The organism is Kitasatospora sp. NBC_01266 (assembly GCF_036242395.1).
In the GTDB taxonomy this organism is placed as follows: Bacteria; Actinomycetota; Actinomycetes; order Streptomycetales; family Streptomycetaceae; genus Kitasatospora.
On sequence record NZ_CP108458.1, the window covers coordinates 5141623 to 5158140 of the forward strand.

18 protein-coding genes are annotated in these 16518 nt (G+C 71.7%); 10 read left to right on the top strand and 8 right to left on the bottom strand.

The features are described from left to right. Window positions 1-61: 61 nt before the first annotated feature. Window positions 62-1276: a pyridoxal phosphate-dependent aminotransferase gene (locus tag OG403_RS22480; protein WP_329567152.1), complete on the bottom strand. Its 1215-nt coding sequence runs from the start codon at window positions 1274-1276 to the stop codon at window positions 62-64. A 134-nt stretch (window positions 1277-1410) separates the two neighbouring features. Here OG403_RS22480 and OG403_RS22485 point away from each other — a divergent pair, with 134 nt between their 5' ends. Beyond that, on the top strand, window positions 1411-2103 hold the full coding sequence (locus tag OG403_RS22485) for a prepilin peptidase (protein WP_329567154.1): 693 nt from the start codon (window positions 1411-1413) through the stop codon (window positions 2101-2103). A 12-nt stretch (window positions 2104-2115) separates the two neighbouring features. On the opposite strand, the gene OG403_RS22490 is transcribed toward OG403_RS22485, so the two are convergent. Further along, a complete protein-coding gene (locus OG403_RS22490) occupies window positions 2116-3279 on the bottom strand; it encodes a damage-control phosphatase ARMT1 family protein (RefSeq protein ID WP_329567156.1) in 1164 nt (387 codons plus the stop codon). Between the two features lie 67 nt (window positions 3280-3346). Here OG403_RS22490 and OG403_RS22495 point away from each other — a divergent pair, with 67 nt between their 5' ends. Then, window positions 3347-4324, top strand: coding sequence for a LysR family transcriptional regulator (locus OG403_RS22495; protein WP_329567158.1), 978 nt, complete (start codon window positions 3347-3349; stop codon window positions 4322-4324). A gap of 223 nt (window positions 4325-4547) precedes the next feature. Here OG403_RS22495 and OG403_RS22500 read toward each other — a convergent pair whose 3' ends face one another. Together OG403_RS22500 and OG403_RS22505 are read right to left on the bottom strand one after the other, a co-directional pair. Continuing rightward, complete coding sequence (locus tag OG403_RS22500) at window positions 4548-5252, bottom strand: response regulator transcription factor (RefSeq protein ID WP_329567160.1); 705 nt, start codon at window positions 5250-5252, stop codon at window positions 4548-4550. Continuing rightward, window positions 5249-6535 carry a sensor histidine kinase gene (locus OG403_RS22505; RefSeq protein ID WP_329567163.1) on the bottom strand — a complete coding sequence of 429 codons (1287 nt, stop codon included), beginning with the start codon at window positions 6533-6535 and terminating at the stop codon, window positions 5249-5251. The genes OG403_RS22500 and OG403_RS22505 overlap by 4 nt, the downstream gene beginning before the upstream one ends. A gap of 137 nt (window positions 6536-6672) precedes the next feature. Between OG403_RS22505 and OG403_RS22510 the strand changes: the two genes are divergently transcribed. Then, complete coding sequence (locus OG403_RS22510; RefSeq protein WP_329567165.1) at window positions 6673-7095, top strand: DUF4190 domain-containing protein; 423 nt, start codon at window positions 6673-6675, stop codon at window positions 7093-7095. Here the strand turns inward: OG403_RS22510 and OG403_RS22515 are convergent. After that, window positions 7086-7787, bottom strand: a complete 702-nt coding sequence (locus OG403_RS22515) for a hypothetical protein (RefSeq protein WP_329567167.1) — start codon at window positions 7785-7787, stop codon at window positions 7086-7088. The two genes, OG403_RS22510 and OG403_RS22515, sit on opposite strands and share 10 nt — an antisense overlap. A 166-nt stretch (window positions 7788-7953) precedes the next feature. Between OG403_RS22515 and OG403_RS22520 the strand changes: the two genes are divergently transcribed. The 4 genes from OG403_RS22520 (at window position 7954) to OG403_RS22535 (ending at window position 11136) form a co-directional block, all read left to right on the top strand. Further along, window positions 7954-8844 (top strand): aminoglycoside phosphotransferase family protein, encoded by an 891-nt coding sequence (locus OG403_RS22520; RefSeq protein ID WP_329567169.1) that lies wholly within the window; start codon window positions 7954-7956, stop codon window positions 8842-8844. Window positions 8845-8968: 124 nt separating this feature from the next. Beyond that, on the top strand, window positions 8969-9316 hold the full coding sequence (locus OG403_RS22525) for a hypothetical protein (RefSeq protein WP_329567171.1): 348 nt from the start codon (window positions 8969-8971) through the stop codon (window positions 9314-9316). Between the two features lie 225 nt (window positions 9317-9541). Beyond that, a complete protein-coding gene (locus OG403_RS22530; RefSeq protein WP_329567173.1) occupies window positions 9542-10114 on the top strand; it encodes a hypothetical protein in 573 nt (190 codons plus the stop codon). A gap of 104 nt (window positions 10115-10218) precedes the next feature. Next, on the top strand, window positions 10219-11136 hold the full coding sequence (locus tag OG403_RS22535) for an NADP-dependent oxidoreductase (RefSeq protein WP_329567175.1): 918 nt from the start codon (window positions 10219-10221) through the stop codon (window positions 11134-11136). Window positions 11137-11138: 2 nt separating this feature from the next. On the opposite strand, the gene OG403_RS22540 is transcribed toward OG403_RS22535, so the two are convergent. Continuing rightward, entirely contained in the window at window positions 11139-11345 is a 207-nt protein-coding gene (locus OG403_RS22540; protein WP_329567177.1) for a DUF397 domain-containing protein, read from the bottom strand. Next, complete coding sequence (locus OG403_RS22545) at window positions 11329-12165, bottom strand: helix-turn-helix domain-containing protein (RefSeq protein WP_329567179.1); 837 nt, start codon at window positions 12163-12165, stop codon at window positions 11329-11331. The genes OG403_RS22540 and OG403_RS22545 overlap by 17 nt, the downstream gene beginning before the upstream one ends. Window positions 12166-12294: 129 nt before the next feature. Here OG403_RS22545 and OG403_RS22550 point away from each other — a divergent pair, with 129 nt between their 5' ends. The 3 genes from OG403_RS22550 to OG403_RS22560 all read left to right on the top strand — a co-directional run bounded on the left by OG403_RS22550 (window position 12295) and on the right by OG403_RS22560 (window position 14518). After that, a complete protein-coding gene (locus OG403_RS22550; protein WP_329567180.1) occupies window positions 12295-12732 on the top strand; it encodes an ATP-binding protein in 438 nt (145 codons plus the stop codon). A 163-nt stretch (window positions 12733-12895) separates the two neighbouring features. Next, window positions 12896-13759: a hypothetical protein gene (locus tag OG403_RS22555; protein ID WP_329567182.1), complete on the top strand. Its 864-nt coding sequence runs from the start codon at window positions 12896-12898 to the stop codon at window positions 13757-13759. Between the two features lie 18 nt (window positions 13760-13777). After that, window positions 13778-14518 (top strand): dienelactone hydrolase family protein, encoded by a 741-nt coding sequence (locus OG403_RS22560; RefSeq protein WP_329567184.1) that lies wholly within the window; start codon window positions 13778-13780, stop codon window positions 14516-14518. A gap of 105 nt (window positions 14519-14623) precedes the next feature. On the opposite strand, the gene OG403_RS22565 is transcribed toward OG403_RS22560, so the two are convergent. Further along, window positions 14624-16198 (bottom strand): chitinase, encoded by a 1575-nt coding sequence (locus OG403_RS22565; RefSeq protein WP_329567186.1) that lies wholly within the window; start codon window positions 16196-16198, stop codon window positions 14624-14626. Window positions 16199-16518: the final 320 nt, after the last annotated feature.

Genomic DNA, 16518 nt, shown 5'->3' on the forward strand with positions numbered 1-16518 from the left:
GCCGCCGCTGGCTCTGGAGGCGCGGCGGCCGGACCGTTGAGTTACCCGGACCGTTCAGCCCTTACGGCTGGACGTACCCGGACAGGAAGTCGCCGATCCGGGTGACCGCGTCCTCGATCTCCTCCGGACGGGGCAGCGTGACCAGCCGGAAGTGGTCCGGCGCGGGCCAGTTGAAGCCGGTGCCCTGGACGATCAGGATCCGCTGGGCGCGCAGCAGGTCGAGCACCATCTGCGCGTCGTCCTTGATCTTGTAGACCGAGGGGTCGAGCCGGGGGAACGCGTACAGCGCGCCCTTCGGCTTCACGCAGCTGACCCCGGGGATCTCGTTGAGCAGCCGGTAGGCCGCGTCCCGGGACTCCAGCAGCCGCCCGCCCGGCAGGATCAGGTCCTTGATCGACTGCCGCCCGCCGAGCGCCGCCGCCACCGCGTGCTGGGCGGGCATGTTGGCGCACAGCCGCATGCTGGCCAGCACGGCCAGCCCCTCGATGTAGCTGCGGGCGCGGTGCCGGTCGCCGGAGAGCACCATCCAGCCGGAGCGGAAGCCGGCCACCCGGTAGGCCTTGGACATCCCGTTGAAGGTGACGCAGAACAGGTCGGGGGCCAGCGTGGCCAGCGGCACGTGCACCGCGTCGTCGTAGAGGATCTTGTCGTAGATCTCGTCCGCGTAGATCACCAGCTGGTGCCGGCGGGCGATCTCCACGATCCCCTCCAGCACCTCCTGCGGATAGACCGCGCCGGTCGGGTTGTTGGGGTTGATCACCACGATCGCCCGGGTGCGGTCGGTGACCTTGGCCTCGATGTCCGCCAGGTCCGGGTACCACTCGGAGAGCTCGTCGCAGCGGTAGTGCACGGCGGTGCCGCCGGCCAGGCTGACCGAGGCGGTCCACAGCGGGTAGTCGGGGGCCGGGACCAGCACCTCGTCGCCGTCGTCCAGCAGCGCGGTCATCGCGAGCTGGATCAGCTCGGAGACGCCGTTGCCGAGGAAGACGTCCTCCACGCTCAGTCCGTGCAGGCCGCGCTCCTCGTACTGCATGACCACCGCGCGGCGCGCGGCGAGCAGGCCCTTGGAGTCGCCGTAGCCGTGCGCGGAGGAGAGGTTGCGCAGGATGTCCTGCAGGATCTCCGGCGGCGCCTCGAACCCGAAGGCGGCCGGGTTGCCCGTGTTCAGCTTGAGGATGCGATGCCCCTGGTCCTCCAGTCGCATCGCCTCCTCGAGCACCGGGCCGCGGATGTCGTAGCAGACATTGGCTAGCTTGCTGGACTGGATGACCTGCATGCCGTCACTTTACGGGGCCGTCGGGAGCGCCCGGGCGTGTTCTTGCACACTCGCGCGGCGGGGTTCCGGACGGGCTTCGGCGGGTCGGGATCGTCCGGGGCTTAACCGGGCCGGGCGCAGGGGAGGAGGACCACGTGATCCAACTGATCGTCGGAGCGCTCGCCGGTGCCGCCGCCGCCCCCGTCCTGCGGGCCGCCGCCGCCCGGTACGCGGTGCCGGCCGGCGTGCCGCTGGCCGCCTGCGGGGAGTGCGGGCGGGCCTCCTGGTGGCTGCCGCCGACCGGGCGCTGCCCGTCCTGCCGGGCGTGGTGGGGGCCGTCACCGCTGCTGGTCGAACTGGTCGCGGTCGGCGCGGGGCTGGCGGTGGGCGCGGCGGCGGCCTGGCCGGTCGGGCCGGCGCTCGGCTGGGTGGCCCTCTTCGCCGTGGTGCTCGCCTTCGTGGACGCCGCCGTGCACCGGCTGCCGGACGCGCTCACCCTGCCGCTCGGCGTCGGTACCGCGCTGCTGCTCGCGCTCGGCGGCTTCGACCGGCCCGGCGTGCTGCTGCGCTGCCTGGCCGCCGGCGTGGTGCTGGGGCTGGTCTACGGCGCGCTGGCGGCGCTCGGCCCGATGGGCCTGGGCGATGCCAAACTCGCCCTGACCCTGGGCGCGTTGCTCGCCTGGTACGGCTGGCGCACCGTCTTCGACGGTGCCTTCGCGGGCTTCCTGCTGGCGGCGGCCTGGGGCCTGCTGCTCCTGCTCACCCGGCGCGCGAAGGCGAAGGACCCGCTCCCGTTCGGTCCGTGCATGCTGCTGGGCGCGCTGGTCACGATACTGACGGTGCGTTAGGAGCGCGGGTCGTCAGCCGGCCGCGACCTGGATCAGCCCGTACGTCCCGCTGACCCGCCAGTCCCGGCCGGTGGCGTCCAACTCGGCGACGGTCCGGGCCGTCAGGCCCACCACCACCTCCGACTTCAGCGTGCGCAGCGCCGCCACCGGACCCGGGAAGTGCGCCACCCGCTCGGCGAACGGCGTGGTCGGATCCCAGCGACGGTCACCCACCAGGCGGCGGTAGTTGAGGTCGCCCTTGACGATCGTCAGGTGCGCTGCCGCGAACTCCGCGCGCAGCTCGTCGGGCAGTTCGGCGAACGGCAGCGGGGCGCTGAGGAAGGGGTGGCTGCGGAGTACCAGCGACTCGTCCGCCAGCGCCGACCGGAGCCGCTCGCCGATCCGCCGAGCGGCCGAAGTCCCCTCCTCCCGCAGCCGGTTCACGGCGGCGACCACGTCGCGGACGGTCGCGTCCGAGACGTAGTACGGATAGGGCTTGACGTGCAGCACCACCTGGCAGGCGCGGTCCAGCAGGTGGTCGATCAGCACCAGGTCGGGCAGCAGCTCCCGCCCCGCGTTGTCGGCGACGTAGCAGATCCGCGGGTGCCCGGTCCGCTCGACGGCGGACCAGAGGAGCTCGCTGTCGTCGACGAGCAGCCCGTGGGCGTCCTGGAGTGCGGTGGTGAGCTGGAAGCTCAGGTCGGCGCGGTTGCCCCAGAGCGCCGAGCGCAGCGCCGCCGACCGCCACCGCTGCGGTGGCAGCCCCTTCAGTCCGTCCAGCGCGGCCAACTCCTCGGCCACCTCGGGCCCGGCCAGTTCGGCCGCCTTGACCGGGCCGAACGGGTCGACGCCCTGCCAGGCCCCGGGCCGGAAGTAGCCGGTGGCTTCGAGCAGGCGCCGGTAGAAGTAGCTCTCCGCCCACAGGAACGGCACCTCGCCCCAGGGCCGCCCGTACCAGCGCTCGCCGCCCCACGCTCGCCACCGCGCGTGGTCGTGGGCGTCCGCCGGCAGCGGCTCCAGCGCGCCGCCGCCGGTGCTCTCCGCCAGCAGCCGCTCCACCGCCGCCCGTTCGCGCGGCCCGTACGGCACGGCGGCCAGCACCCGCCGGACCAGCTCGGGGTGCCGTTCGTGGAAGACCCGCCACGGGAACGACCCGGGCACACCGCTGAGGATCGTCGCGTTCGGCTCGCTCGTCACCGGTGCACTCTACGGCCAGGCCGGCGACGGTTGCGTGAGCGCGCCGCCGCCGGTTCTGATGGTCGGCATGGACCTCGACCCGAAGCGCCTGCTGGTGCTGCACGCCGTCGCGGACGCCGGCGGCATCACCGCCGCCGCCCGCCGGTTGGGCGTCACCCCGTCCGCCGTCTCGCAGGCGCTCGCCAGACTCGAGCGGGAGGCCCGGGTCCCGCTGCTCGACCGGGGCGGCACCCGCTCGGGACTGACCGCCGCCGGGCGGACGCTGGCCGCGCGGGGCCGCGCGATCGCCGAGGAGCTGGACCGGGCCGAACGGGAACTCACCCTGATCGGCGCGCCGGTGGCCGGGCCGCTGGTGATCGGCGCGATACCCAGCTACCTGCCGGTGGTCTGCCACGCGCTGGCGCTGCTGGCCGAGCGCCATCCGCTGCTGGAACCGACGGTGCACGAGCTGCGCGCCGAGCGGCCCCAACTGGACTGCCTGCGCGACGGCGAGGTCGACCTGGCCGTCCTGCCGGTGCACGACCTGACCCCGCCGCCGACCCCGCCCGGCGCCCTCTACCTGATCCTGCTGCGCGACGAGTACCGCGTCGTCGTCCCGCCGCAGTGGCCCGAGCCGCGCGACTTCGTCGAACTCACCAAGGCGCCGTGGATCGTGGGGGCTCCGGGCTCGGCGATCGCCGAGGTCTTCGAGCGGCTGGTCACGGCGCACGGCCTCACCCCCGCCCGCCGTCACCTGGCCACCACCCGCTCGGCCACCCAGACGCTGCTGCGCGGCGGCCTCGGCGCGGCGGTGCTGCAGGCGGGCGGCGCGGCGATGATGCGCGGCGCGTGGGGTCTGACCGTCACCCGGCTGCCGGTGGCCGGCTTCATGCAACTGCGCGGCTACTACCGGACCGGAGCCGACGGGCCGTCACCGGCGGTGGCGGCGGCGATGCTGGCGCTCACGGAGGCGACCCGCCAGGCCGGGATCGCGGTGGACGACCTCGGGGTGCTGGAGCGCGAGCCCTACCTGCTCAAGCCGAGCACCAGCGGGCCGCACCGCTAGGGGCCGTCGTCAAACCCCCTTCTGCTCGGCGACGCCATGCACGCACTCTCGCCGCACCGGGCACAGGCCCAAGTACGTCCAGTACGAGGGCCTGCGCCCGGCACGCCGAGAGCACGCACCTGACGCCGCCAAGCCGCCCTGCGGGCGACAAAGGGGGGTTGACGACAGCCCCTAGGCCGCTCCGGACCGGGCTGCTGCCGCCCGCGCAAGGCCGCAGGCCGGGTCAGCCGGCGAACCCCGGCACCACCAGGCCGGATTCGTAGGCGATCACCACCGCGTGGGTCCGGTTCTGCGCGCCGAGCTTGGTCAGCACGTTCCCGACGTGCGTCTTGACCGTCTCCAGGCTCACCGTGAGCGACTCGGCGATCTCCGGGTTGGACAGGCCGGTGGCCATCAGCCGCAGCACCTCCTCCTCCCGCCCCGTCAGCGCGGCCCGGGGCAGCGCCTCGGCGGAGCCCAGCGGGCGGGCGGCGACCATCCGGCGCAGGGCCGCCGGGAAGAGGATCGCCTCGCCTGCCGCCACCACCCGCACCGCCTGCGCGATCTGCCGGACCGGCAGCCGCTTGAGCACGAACCCGCTGGCCCCGGCGCTGAGCGCGGCGGTGACGTAGTCGTCGTTCTCGAAGGTGGTGATCACCACGACCTTCGGCGGTCCGGCCGCGTCGGCCGGTGCGGCCAGCAGCTGCCGGGTGGCCTCGATCCCGTTGCGGCGCGGCATCCGGACATCCATCAGGACCACGTCCGGCCGCAGCAGCCGGGCCCGTTCGACCGCCTCGACGCCGTCGGCGGCCTCGCCGACCACCGCGAGCCCCGGCTGGGCCGCGAGCAGCGTGCGCAGACCGCTGCGGGTCACCTCGTCGTCGTCCGCGATCAGCAGCGTCACGGGGGTGGCGACCGGGCCGGTTTCGCTCGGGTCAGGGCCGGTCATGCCGACAGCCGTACCGGCAGCCGGACCGCCAACCGCCAGTGCCGCGGCCCGTGCGGCCCGGCCTCGAGCTCACCGTGCAGCAGCCGCACCCGCTCGGCCAGCCCGGGCAGACCGTGCCCGGAGGTCGGGAAGCTACCCGGGCCCGTCCCCGCGCCCGGCCCGGTCCGGTTGACCACACTGAGCTCCAGCCCGTCCGGTGTGGCGGCCACCCGCACCTCGATCGGACCGCCCGCCCCGTGCCGCAGCGCGTTCGTCAGCCCCTCCTGGAGGATCCGGTACGCCGCCCGCGAGAGCGTCCCCTGCACCTGCGTCAACTCGCCCGACAGCTCCGGCTCCACCAGTGCCCCCGCGTGCCGCAACCGGTCCAGCAGTTCGGGCAGGTCGGCCAGGGTCCGCGTCGGCGCGGCCTGGGCCTGCTCCTCGCGCAGCACGCCCAGCACGTAGTCCAGGTCCTCCAGCGCGGCCCGGGTCGACTCCTCGATGCTGCGCAGGGCGGCCCGCGCCGCCGCCGGGTCGGCGGCGAGCACCTCGCCCGCCACCGCCGCCTGGATCGTGGCCGCCGTCAGCGTGTGACCGATCGAGTCGTGCAACTCGTGGGCCAGCCGGTTCCGTTCGGCCAGCAGCAGCTCCCGCTCGGCCGCCAGCGCGAGCCGCTCCGCCGACGACGGCCCCAGCAGCCTCGGCGCCAGCCAGCGCAGCGTGCTCGTCACCGCCGCGCACACGACCGGCACCAGCAGCAGGCAGACGAGCGCCAGCACCCAGCTCGAGGCGCCCGTCACCCGCACCGACCGGCCGAGCAGATTCACCCGCGCGTCGTTGCCGGTCCAACCCCCGGGCAGGGCCAGGCCCGTGCCGAGCAGCACCGCGCTTCCCAGACCCCCCGTCCACCCCAGCGCCACGTACAGCAGCAGCCACAGCGGAGTCCGCCAGCGGTCGGCACCCGACGGCGCGGCGCTGGCCGACGCGGCCGGAGCGGGCCCGGTGCCGGGCGCGCGCGCCGGCCGACGAGTGGGCACCGGATCCGGCAGCGGCACCTTCAGCAGTCGACGGGCGCAGGAGATCAGCACCCGCCGGGTGGTGCGGGCCAGCCCGACCACGGCGATCAGCGCCGCCCAGATCAGCAGGGTCAGCCCGATCTGCACGCCCCAGGGGGCCGATCTCCGGACCAGCGCCGGGAGCATGGCCAGCGGCAGCAGCGGCATGCTCAGCAGCGCCCCGCAGTAGACGAACAACGCACCCGAATACGTGGAGCCGCGCAGCAGCGGCCGGATTCCCCTGATCATGATCGCCAGTATGGCCGGGCAGCTCACGGGCGGCCTCCCCCGATCGGGGGAGCGCTTTCTCCCGCCTTTCCGCGATGCGCGCCGCACGGCCCGCAAGCCACGATCGTGCTCCGCCACATCGACGGAGAGGACGGCCGATGCACACCCAGGGGACGGCACTGCCCCGGACCACCGGAGCGGATCCGCACACGCCCGCCTCCCGGGAGCGCGGCCGTGGCAGTCAGCGCCCGGCCGAACCGGACGGCCTGGCCGCGACCGCCATGGAACTGGGCACCAACGCGCTGATCAGCTCGGTCGTCCTGATCGGCGGCCTGCTCGGCCTCGTCGGTCTGGTCCTGGGCACCGCCGCCCTGACCAGAGCCGGCCGCACCGGCTGCGGGCGCCGTCAGGCCCTCGTCGCGGTGGCGACGTCGCTCCTCGCGATCGCGGTGGCCACCCTGGTCGCGCTGCTCGCCGTCTGGTGCGCCCAGCAGACCCAGGGGTACTGCCGGTTCGACCACGTCCACCAGTACGGCAGAACGCTGCTGAAGGTCCTGCGCGGGTGTTCGGGTCAGCCCTGACGCTCGATGTCGGACCGGACGGCGACCATGATCCGCCCGGCCACCTCGGCGGTGATGTCGACCGAGTGGAAGTCGATCCCGCCGTCCTGCTTGTTGACGAAGGTGATGCCGCCGAAGGTCGTCCCGGTCATCCAGAAGCAACTGGTGTTCTCGGCCGCCAGGGTGACCGTGATCGACCGCGCCTCGTCCATCACCTCGTCGCAGGTGTCCGAGCCGCCGTGCGGTCCGGGGTCGACGTTCTGGAAGTTGTTGGTGACCGCGTTGCCGTCGGCGTCCCTGGTCGCGGCCGGCGCGGTGGAGAGCGTGTTCACCCGCGACGGGTCGAAGCCGCTGCCGTTGACGCCCGTGACGATCAGGTAGGCGTCCTCGGCCTGGTCGTCGTACACGCCCACCTGCACCTGGCCGTTGGCGCCCACCTTGGCCCGGGTCTGCGCCCAGGTGTCGGTGATCTGCTTCAACTGGGCGGCGCTCGGGTCGATCTTCGAGTGCCCGGCCACGGTGTCCGGCATCGAGATCACCCAGCGCGGCCCGTTCGCCGCCGCCGGGGCGGGTGCACCGGGCGCACCGGACGCACCGGGTGCCGCAGCGGCGCCGCCGGCGGCGTGGCCGGAGCCGGCGGACTGGCAGCCGCCGAGGGCGAGGGCGGCGGTCAGCGCCGCCGCGCAGGCGGTGACGCGGTACGGCAGGGACATGGGGCCGGCCTCCTTGGCTACGGCGGGGAACGCGTGCTGCCGACCACTGTGGCCCGGCGCCGGTCGGACGCGCAGTTAGCAGAACTGAAGCCCGCCGACAGCAGCGCTAACAACGTCGCCGGGTATATCAGTTGACGATCGTTCCGCGCCCCGCTTCCATCACCCCGTGACCACCGCCAAACTGCACGCCGACGAGACCCTGACCAGCGCATCCCTGGTCCGCGCGCTGCTGGCCGCGCAGCTCCCGCAGTGGGCGGGGCTCCCGCTCACGCCGGTCGACGACTCCACCGGCACCTCCAACACCATGTACCGCCTCGGCGAGGACCTGGTGGTGCGCCTGCCCCGCACCCCGGGCGCGGCGCTCGACGTGCCGCGGGAACACCACTGGCTGCCCCGGCTCGCCGCCCGGCTCCCGGTCGCCGTCCCGGCCCCGCTGGGCCTCGGCGCCCCGGGGGAGGGCTACCCCTTCGCCTGGTCGGTCTACCGCTGGCTGCCGGGCGAGCCGCCGACCGTCGGCCGGATCCCCGCACCCGACCTGCTCGCCGCCGACCTGGCCGACTTCCTCACCGCCCTGCACGGCCTCGACCCGACCGGCGCGCCACCCGCCTGGCGCGCCGAGACCCTGGCCTCCCGCGACGCCGCCACCCGCGCCGCCATCACCAAGGTCCACGGCCTGATCGACACCCACGCGGCCACCGCCCGCTGGAACACCGCCCTGCGCGCCCCCGCCCGGACAGCCGCGCCGGTCTGGATCCACGCCGACCTGCAACCCGGCAACGTCCTGCTGGCCGACGGCCGCCTCAGCGCCGTCATCGACTTCGGCTGCGCGGGCCTGGGCGACCCCGCCGTCGACCTGATCGCCGCCTGGTACCTGCTCCCCGCCGAGGCCCGCACCCTCTTCCGCACCCGGGCCGGAGCCGACGACGCGACCTGGCTCCGCGCCCAGGGCTGGACGCTCTCGATCGCGCTCGACGAGCTCTGGTACTACCTGCACACCAGCCCGGCCAAGGCCGAGCTCGCCCGCGTCGTGATCGGCGAACTGCTCGCCGACGATTAGCCCTGCGCCCCTGATAGCGGCGTCAGCCTTCGGCCACCCCGGACCTTCGCGAGGGCGATCCCTTTCGGCTGAAGACGCGGGCATCCCGTTCCTCTCCGCACGGACCGCGTGCCACACTGACGAAGTGAGCACACCTGAGACGCCACTGACATCGGTCAACTTGAGTCTGAGGTGGCCTGAGGAGCAGCCCAAGGCTCTGCCAGCCAACCAGTTCGCGGTTGCCATGGGCCTGCCGACCAGCTCCGGCGAGCCCGACACGGTCTATTTGATCGTCGGGCACGCCGAGCCGCCACTCCTGGTTGACTCGCGAGATGGTGCGGTTCCAGCTCCGAAAGAGGTTGAGATCGACGTCTTCGGGCGGTACGTCTTCACACGAAGCAGGCTGGAGGACCTCGCCAATCTTCTCCAGGCTGCGGTTGCGGCCTACGATCGAGCGGCAGGGGGTGCCGAGGATGCGACCGACAAGGTTTGAAGCTCAGCGGCATGAAGTGGTTGTGTTCCCGGCGACCACGATGCAGACACAGGCGGCGGCGTTCGCCTGGCTTACAGCTGACAGTGTGGCCGTGAGCGGATCTCACCAGTCAGAACACCGGCACCGTGATGCGGTTAACGCACCACTGAGTACCGCAACAGTGGTAGCACTGCGTGACCGGCTGCGGTCCGGGGACTTTCCTCGCCGTAAGGTGCGTAAGCAGGATTGACCGAGCTGTCCTGGCGGCCGGCCACGAAGGCTGACAGAGCGCTCTTGCAAGGCTTCACCTGCACCGAGTCAGCTCCGCGTCCTCCAGGCAGCAGGCGCCCTCTGCCCCATCCACGTCCGTGGGAAGTCGATGTCCAAACCTGGTTCCGTGGTGGCGACGCCCTGGCAGACGCGTATGACGACGCAGCGCGTGGTGGTCGTCTCCTGCTCGGGTTCGCCGGAGGCGACCTGGCCGTATGCGCCTCTCACGCTCGGCTCAACCACCCCGGTGTCGAGACGCCGTTGCGTCGGATGTTGGAGTGGGACGGTCCGATCAGGGACCTGAAAGCCCTCGCCGTGGCGTGTTCTCACCGCAGGTGCGGAGGGCTCGTTGCCGACGAGGCGATGGAACACACTCTTGGCGGCATGCTCACGGACGAGTCCGATCTGCCCACCTTGGTCATTTCGAGGATCGATCCCCGCAACCGCGCGAGCGAGAAGTTCGCCTCCCGTCACGGGTTCGAGCTGATCGATGACCTGCCACGGCCGGATCAGCACCGGAACTGGTTCACCGTGATCGAGGTGGACTGAGGTTCTCCGTCGAGGCCGGCGATCCTGTGCCGGGCGGCATAGTGGGGGCCCGGACGCTGTTACAGCCTGAGACGCGAGTGCGACGGACAAGGGAGCACAACAGCATGCCGAAGGCAGTGAGGTTCAACGAGTACGGCGGGATCGACGTCCTGCAGGTGGTCGAGGTGCCGCGCCCGGTGCCGGGTGAGGGCGAGGTGCTGGTCCGGATCAAGGCCGCCGGCATCAACCCCGGCGAGGTGATGATCCGCAGCGGAGTGCTGCACGAGCGCTGGCCGGCCACCTTCCCGTCGGGCGAGGGCAGCGACCTGGCGGGCGTCGTGGTCGAACCCGGCCCGGGGATCACCCAGTTCGCCGCCGGCGACGAGGTGGTCGGCTTCACCAACCGGCGGGGCAGCCACGCCGAGTACGCGCTCGTCGAGGTGGAGAACCTGACCCGGAAGCCCGCGAACGTCCCCTGGTCGGCGGCCGGTTCGCTCTTCGTCGCCGGGACGACGGCCTACGCCGCGGTCCGCGCGGTGGAGTTGAAGCCGGGCGACACCGTGGCGGTCTCCGGAGCGGCGGGCGGCGTGGGGGCGCTGGTGGTGCAACTGGCCAAGCACGCCGGGGCCCAGGTGATCGGCATCGCCGGGCCGGGCAACCACGACTGGCTGCGCGCCCACGGGGCCACGCCGGTGGCGTACGGCGACGGCCTGGACGGGCGGCTGCGCGAAGCGGCGCCCCGGATCGACGCGTTCATCGACTGCTACGGCGGCGGCTACGTGAAGCTCGCGATCGACCTGGGGGTCGACCCGGCCCGGATCAACACGATCATCGACTTCGCGGCCGTCGCGGAGTACGGCGTGAAGGCGGACGGCAGCGCGGTGGCGGACACGGCCGACGTGGTCGCGGAGCTGGCGGCCCTGGTCGCGGACGGCTCGCTGGAGGTCCCGATCGCCGCCGAGTACCCGCTGACCGAGGTGCGCGCCGCGTTCGAGGAGCTGGAGCGGCGGCACAGCAGGGGGAAGATCGTGCTGCTGCCCTGAGGTCAGCGAAGGGGAGAGTGGTCGGCCTTCAGTTCCGTGATGAAGGCCGACCATCCCGGGGCCGGGAAGCTGAGGGCTGGGCCAAGGGGGTCCTTGCTGTCACGCACAGGGACGACGGTGGTGAGCCCATTGGCGACCTCGACGCACTCCGCGCCTTGGCCGTTGCTGTAGCTGCTCTTGCGCCAGATGACATCAGGGCTCGTCGTCATGCTCGTACTCTTTCAGGTAGGTGCGGATCAGGTCGAGGGACTCCTCTTGAGGCAGGGCCTTCGCGCGAGCCAGATCGAACATCTGGGTCAGCTCAAGGATCTTCCTTGGTAGTTCGACTGTCTCCCCGGAAGCGAAGCTCTCGACGTAGCCGATCGTAGTACCGCCCTGGAGGGTCAGCAGGATGAGGCTGCCGCCCAACATCGGGTGCGCTCCCTGCGAGAACGGCAGTACCTGGATGGTCACATGGGGGATGGCCGGTGGTTCGAGGAGCTGCGTGAGTTGCCCTCGCATGACCCGAGGCCCGCCGACAGGCCGCCTCAGTGCCGCCTCGTCCATCATTGCCCAGAAGAACGGCGGATCCTCCTTGGCGAAGACCCGTTTCCGTCGCATGCGCGTCTCGATGTGCGCCGTGATCTGCTCTTCTGAGGCGCCGGGAATGGACTCCCGGAACAGAGCTCGCGCGTAGCCTTCGGTCTGGAGAAGACCCGGGACCAGGCTGCTGGTGAAGACTTGGATGCGCGTTGCCTTGTTCTCGCCGTCGACGATGACCCGACCGTAGTCCGGGATCGCGTTCTCCTGCGCCAACTCCAGCAGATCCCGAAACAGCGCATTTGTACCGAAGAACGTATCAAGTGCATCAGCCAGCGCTTCCGAAGGCAGCTGGTCCCCGTGCTCGACCCGGCTGATGTACGAGTGCGGAAACCCGAGCCGCTCCGCGAGCCCTCGCAAGGTCAGCCCCGAGGTCTCGCGCATCCGCAGGAGTCTGCGGCCGAGCATGGTGCGCGGGGTCAGCTTTGCATCGTCCTCGTGCAGCTCCATCGAACACCCTTTCAAGTCCCTGTTCACTCAGGGGCTTTGGTACCGGCCAGGGGGTGGCCAGAACCTTCCCCTTTCGCCAACCTGATAACCGGGGAAACCGCCCAGAATGACCGAGAAGAAGAGGTCGCCATGAACATCGATGGCCCCGAGGAGCTCATCGCCTCCGACTCCTGCTGGCTCCCGCGCAGCAACCGTTCCCCGGGCAAGGCGCGCCGCTTCCTCGCCGGGCTGCTCAGTACTGTCAAGGAGGGTGAACGCTTTCTCGACAAGGGTGAGTTGGTGCTGTCCGAGCTGGTCACCAATGCGCTCGCGCACGGCACCCGCCCTGGCCAGCTGATCTGGATCGGGCTCAAGGTCGACCACGAGCAGCTCTGGATCGCGGTCGAGGATCCGAGCGCCGCCGTCCCGGTCGTCTGCGACGCTGCCGCCTCAACTTCCTTTGCCTCCGAGGTCGAATCGGGGCGCGGCATGCTCCTGGTGGAGCAACTCTCGCTCGCCTGGGGGTGCGGGCCGCGTGAGGGGGTCGGGAAGCGGGTCTGGGTGCTCGTCGGAGCCGATCAAAACTGAAACAATGTAGGCAAACTGACTGACTATCAGTCATTATCGAGCAGGCGGCCGAATGCCGATCAAGCCCGTGCTAGATTTCTGACGATATCCCAGGAACATGCATGTGCCCCGGCGGTGCTGGAACACCCCGGGGCGCGGCACTAGGAGAACGAAGCCTCTCCCCATGCACATTCATCGTAGCGCGCAGAAGCGCGCGTATGCAGCTCTCCCCAACCGCCTCCTCCAGGACCGCACCCTCAGCTACACTGCCCGCGGCCTGCTCGGCGACCTCCTCTCCCGCCCCGACGGCTGGCGCGAGGACGGCCGCCGCATGGCGGACTCCAGCCCCCAGGGCCGCGCCGCGATCCGCAAGGCGCTCAAGGAGTTGATCGAAGCCGGGTACTACTGGGTCGTGACGACCCGACTGCCCGACGGGACCATCCGCAGCGAGATCCACGTCTTCGACACTCCGCAGCTGGTGGGGCCGGGTGTCACCCGTTCGGGACCCGGTGGCGCGGACCCCGATGCACGTGCCAGTGAACAGACACATGACCCGGCGGAAAAACCCACCCTCCATCCGCTCCCGGTCAGCGAGGCCATCCGCGAAGCGGTGAGCACGCTCTTCCGGGTGCTCCGCCCGGAGCCCCGGCTGAAGCTGGGCGAGCGCGAGGCGCACGCCCTCGCGCCGCTGGTGGCACGCTGGTTGGAGCTGGGCAGCACCGCCGCCGACCTCGCTCGGGCGCTGCTGCCCAGGCTGCCCGACGCGGTCTTCGCTCCGGTCGCGTTCCTGCGCCACCGCCTCGAGCAGAAGATGCCCCCGGGCGCGGCGCAGGAGCCCGACCCGCAGGCGCCCGCTCCGCTGCCCGAGTGCGACCGCTGCCACGACCCGGTCTCCCATCCCGGCCTCTGCCGCGCCTGCGCCACCGGCGGCCGTACCGAGCCCGGCCACGCGCCCGCCATCGGCGGCGGGGCCGAGCACACCCCGGCGGGGGCCGCACGGGCCCGTGAGGCGATGCGCGCCACAAAGGATCAGCTCCAAGCCGCCTGAGTGTGCTTCAGTTCGATCATGGCGAACTGGGAATCCCTGACCGAAGGCGGCATCGAGGCGTACGTCGCGCGCCCCGCTGCGGCCGACCTGCCCACCCCCACCCGTGGCGCGATCGTCTTCTGCGCCGAGATGTACGGCATCAACGAGTACGCGCGCACCGTCACCGCCCGCCTCGCCGCAGCGGGGTACGCGGTCGTCGCGCCCGACTTCTACTGGCGTCACCAGCGGCGCGTCCGGCTCAGCTACAGCCCGGAGGACCGCGAAGCCGGCCTGGTGCTGATGCGTGGGCTCGACCGCGACGAGCTGATCGCCGACGCCGGCGTCGCGCTGGACGCCGCCCGCGCGCTCGCGGACGGGCACGGCGTGGCGTTCCTCGGCATGAGCATGGGCGGCCACATCGCCCTGCGGGCGGCCACCGCGCTCAGCTTCGAGCTGGCGGCGCTCTTCTACCCCGGGTGGATGCTCAACTCGGGTATGCCGATGGTCGGCCCGGTGCCGCCGCTGGAGCAGGCGGCCGACCTGGCGAAGGGCGGCGCGTTCGTGCTCGGCGTGGTCGGCGAGGAGGACCACATCCTGCCGTCGGCCGAGTGGCAGCAGGCCGAGCAGCGCCTGACCGCCGCCGGGGTGCGGCACGAGCTGATCAGCTACCCGGGGGTGCGGCACGGCTTCGCGGTCGAGGACCGCCCAGCGGACTACGACGCGAAGGCCACGGCGGACGCCTGGGAGCGGGTCGACGCCGCCCTCGCCCGCTACCTGTAAGGACGTGTGACAACGACAGCGGGGCCCGCCACACCTGCTCGGTGTGGCGGGCCCCGCTGGTTCGCGCTTCGGCTTCTCCCTCAAGAAGCCGTCGGCGCATTCGAGTTACGGCATGGCGTGGACGTGGTTGCCCACGTTGGTGGAGAAGTCGTTGCCGTTCTTGGCGTCCCAGTTGGTGGACCAGGTCATCGCTCCCCGGATGGTGGGCCACTTGGTCGGCGGGACGAAGGTGCCGCAGTTGGTGCCGCTCGCCAGGCAGTCCAGCGCGTTGTCCACCACGGTCGAGTTGACGTAGCCGCCGCCCGCCGCCTGGCTGGAGGCGGGAACACCGATGCCGACCTGGGACGGGTCGAGGCCGCCCTGGATGTAGGTGCAGACCTGGCTGGTGATGAAGTCCTCGGTGCCCTGGTTGTAGACGTTGCCGTTGCAGCCGGGCATGCCACCGGAGTTGTAGAACTGGGTGTTGACGACGGTCAGGATGTCCTTGACGGCCAGCGCCAGCTGGAAGTAGTCACTGCCCGTGGTGTACATGTCCAGCGTCTGCGGGGCCATGGTCAGGATGAAGCCGCTGCCGACCTTGCTCGCCAGGGTGTGCAGGCCCTGCGCCAGGTAGGTCGAGTTGACGCCGTTCTCCAGGTCGATGTCGATCCCGTCGAACCCGTACTGCTGGATCAGCGCGTAGGCGCTGTTGGCGAAGTTGGCGGCCGCGGTGGCGTCGCCGACCGTGATCGCACCGTTCTGGCCGCCGACCGAGAGGACGACCTTCTTGCCGGCCGCGTGCTTGGCCGCGATGTCGGCCTTGAACTGGGCGGCGGTGTAGCCGCCGAGGTTGGTGGCCAGCGTCGGGTCGATCGAGAAGGTGATGCCGCCGGGGGTGGTCGGGTCGGCGTTGGCGAACGAGACCGCGATGATGTCGTAGTTGCTCTGGACGTCCGCGAGCTTCTGGTCCGTCGCGCCGTTGTCGAAGTCCTGCCAGTAGCCGGTGATGACGTGCTTGGGCAGCCCGCTCGACGGGGGCGTGGGCGTCGGGGTGGGCGTCGGCGTCGGGGTGGGAGTAGGCGTGGGCGTCGGGGTGGGGGTGGGCGTCGGCGTCGGCGTCGGGGTGGGAGTGGGGGTCGGCGTGGGAGTAGGAGTAGGAGTAGGAGTCCCCGCCCCACCCGGCCCCGTCAGCGTGATGTCGTCCGCGCTGTACGCGCTCTGCCCGTACCACCCGTGCACGTACACCGTCAGGCTCGTCGTGCTCGCGCCGGTGGTGAAGGTGCTGCTCAGCTGGTTCCAGCTGGTCTGGCTCGACCAGCTGCTCGGGTCCCCGCCCGCCGCACCCGTCCCGCCGGCACCCAGGTAGACGTACGACCCCTGCACCCAGCCGGCCAGCGTGTAGCTGGAGTTGGGCTGCACCGAGACGGTCTGGCTGCACTGCGCCGTGTCCGAGCTGCTCGGCGAGCCCAGCAGCGCCTGCGAGCCGCTGTGCACGGGGGAGGAGACCGCGGCGGCGGTGCCGGTACAGGACCAGCCGGCCAGGCCGGACTCGAAGCCGCCGTTGCTGACCAGGTTGCCGACCGCGGCGCTGGCGCCACCGGCGAAGACGGCCAGCCCGGCGCCGGCCAGCGCGAGCGCGGTGGTGCCGGCGGCCAGCGTGGGCAGCACGCGACGGCGGGTGGGAGGAACGGTACGGGACATGACGAACTCTCCTGTGGGGAGGAGGAGAGGGACCGCCGCGGTGGGGGTCGCGGCGGCCCCGCGTGGGGGAGGGAGAAACCGCTCGGTACGCACGGTTGGCGCAGCTCGTGGCTACAGGTAAAGGGGAGGCGAAAAAGGGCGTGCCAAAGAAGAGGGGGGGAGGGTCAAGCGGTTGAACCTGCAACCGCTTGTCGAACAAGCTGGACTAGACCAATGGCGTGCGTCAAGCATCTGACGGCCTCCTTACGCATTCTTTAAGGAACCGGATATCCGATCGTGTCCGTCACCGTGCCCGACCTGCGGCTTTCCTCCTCCTCATG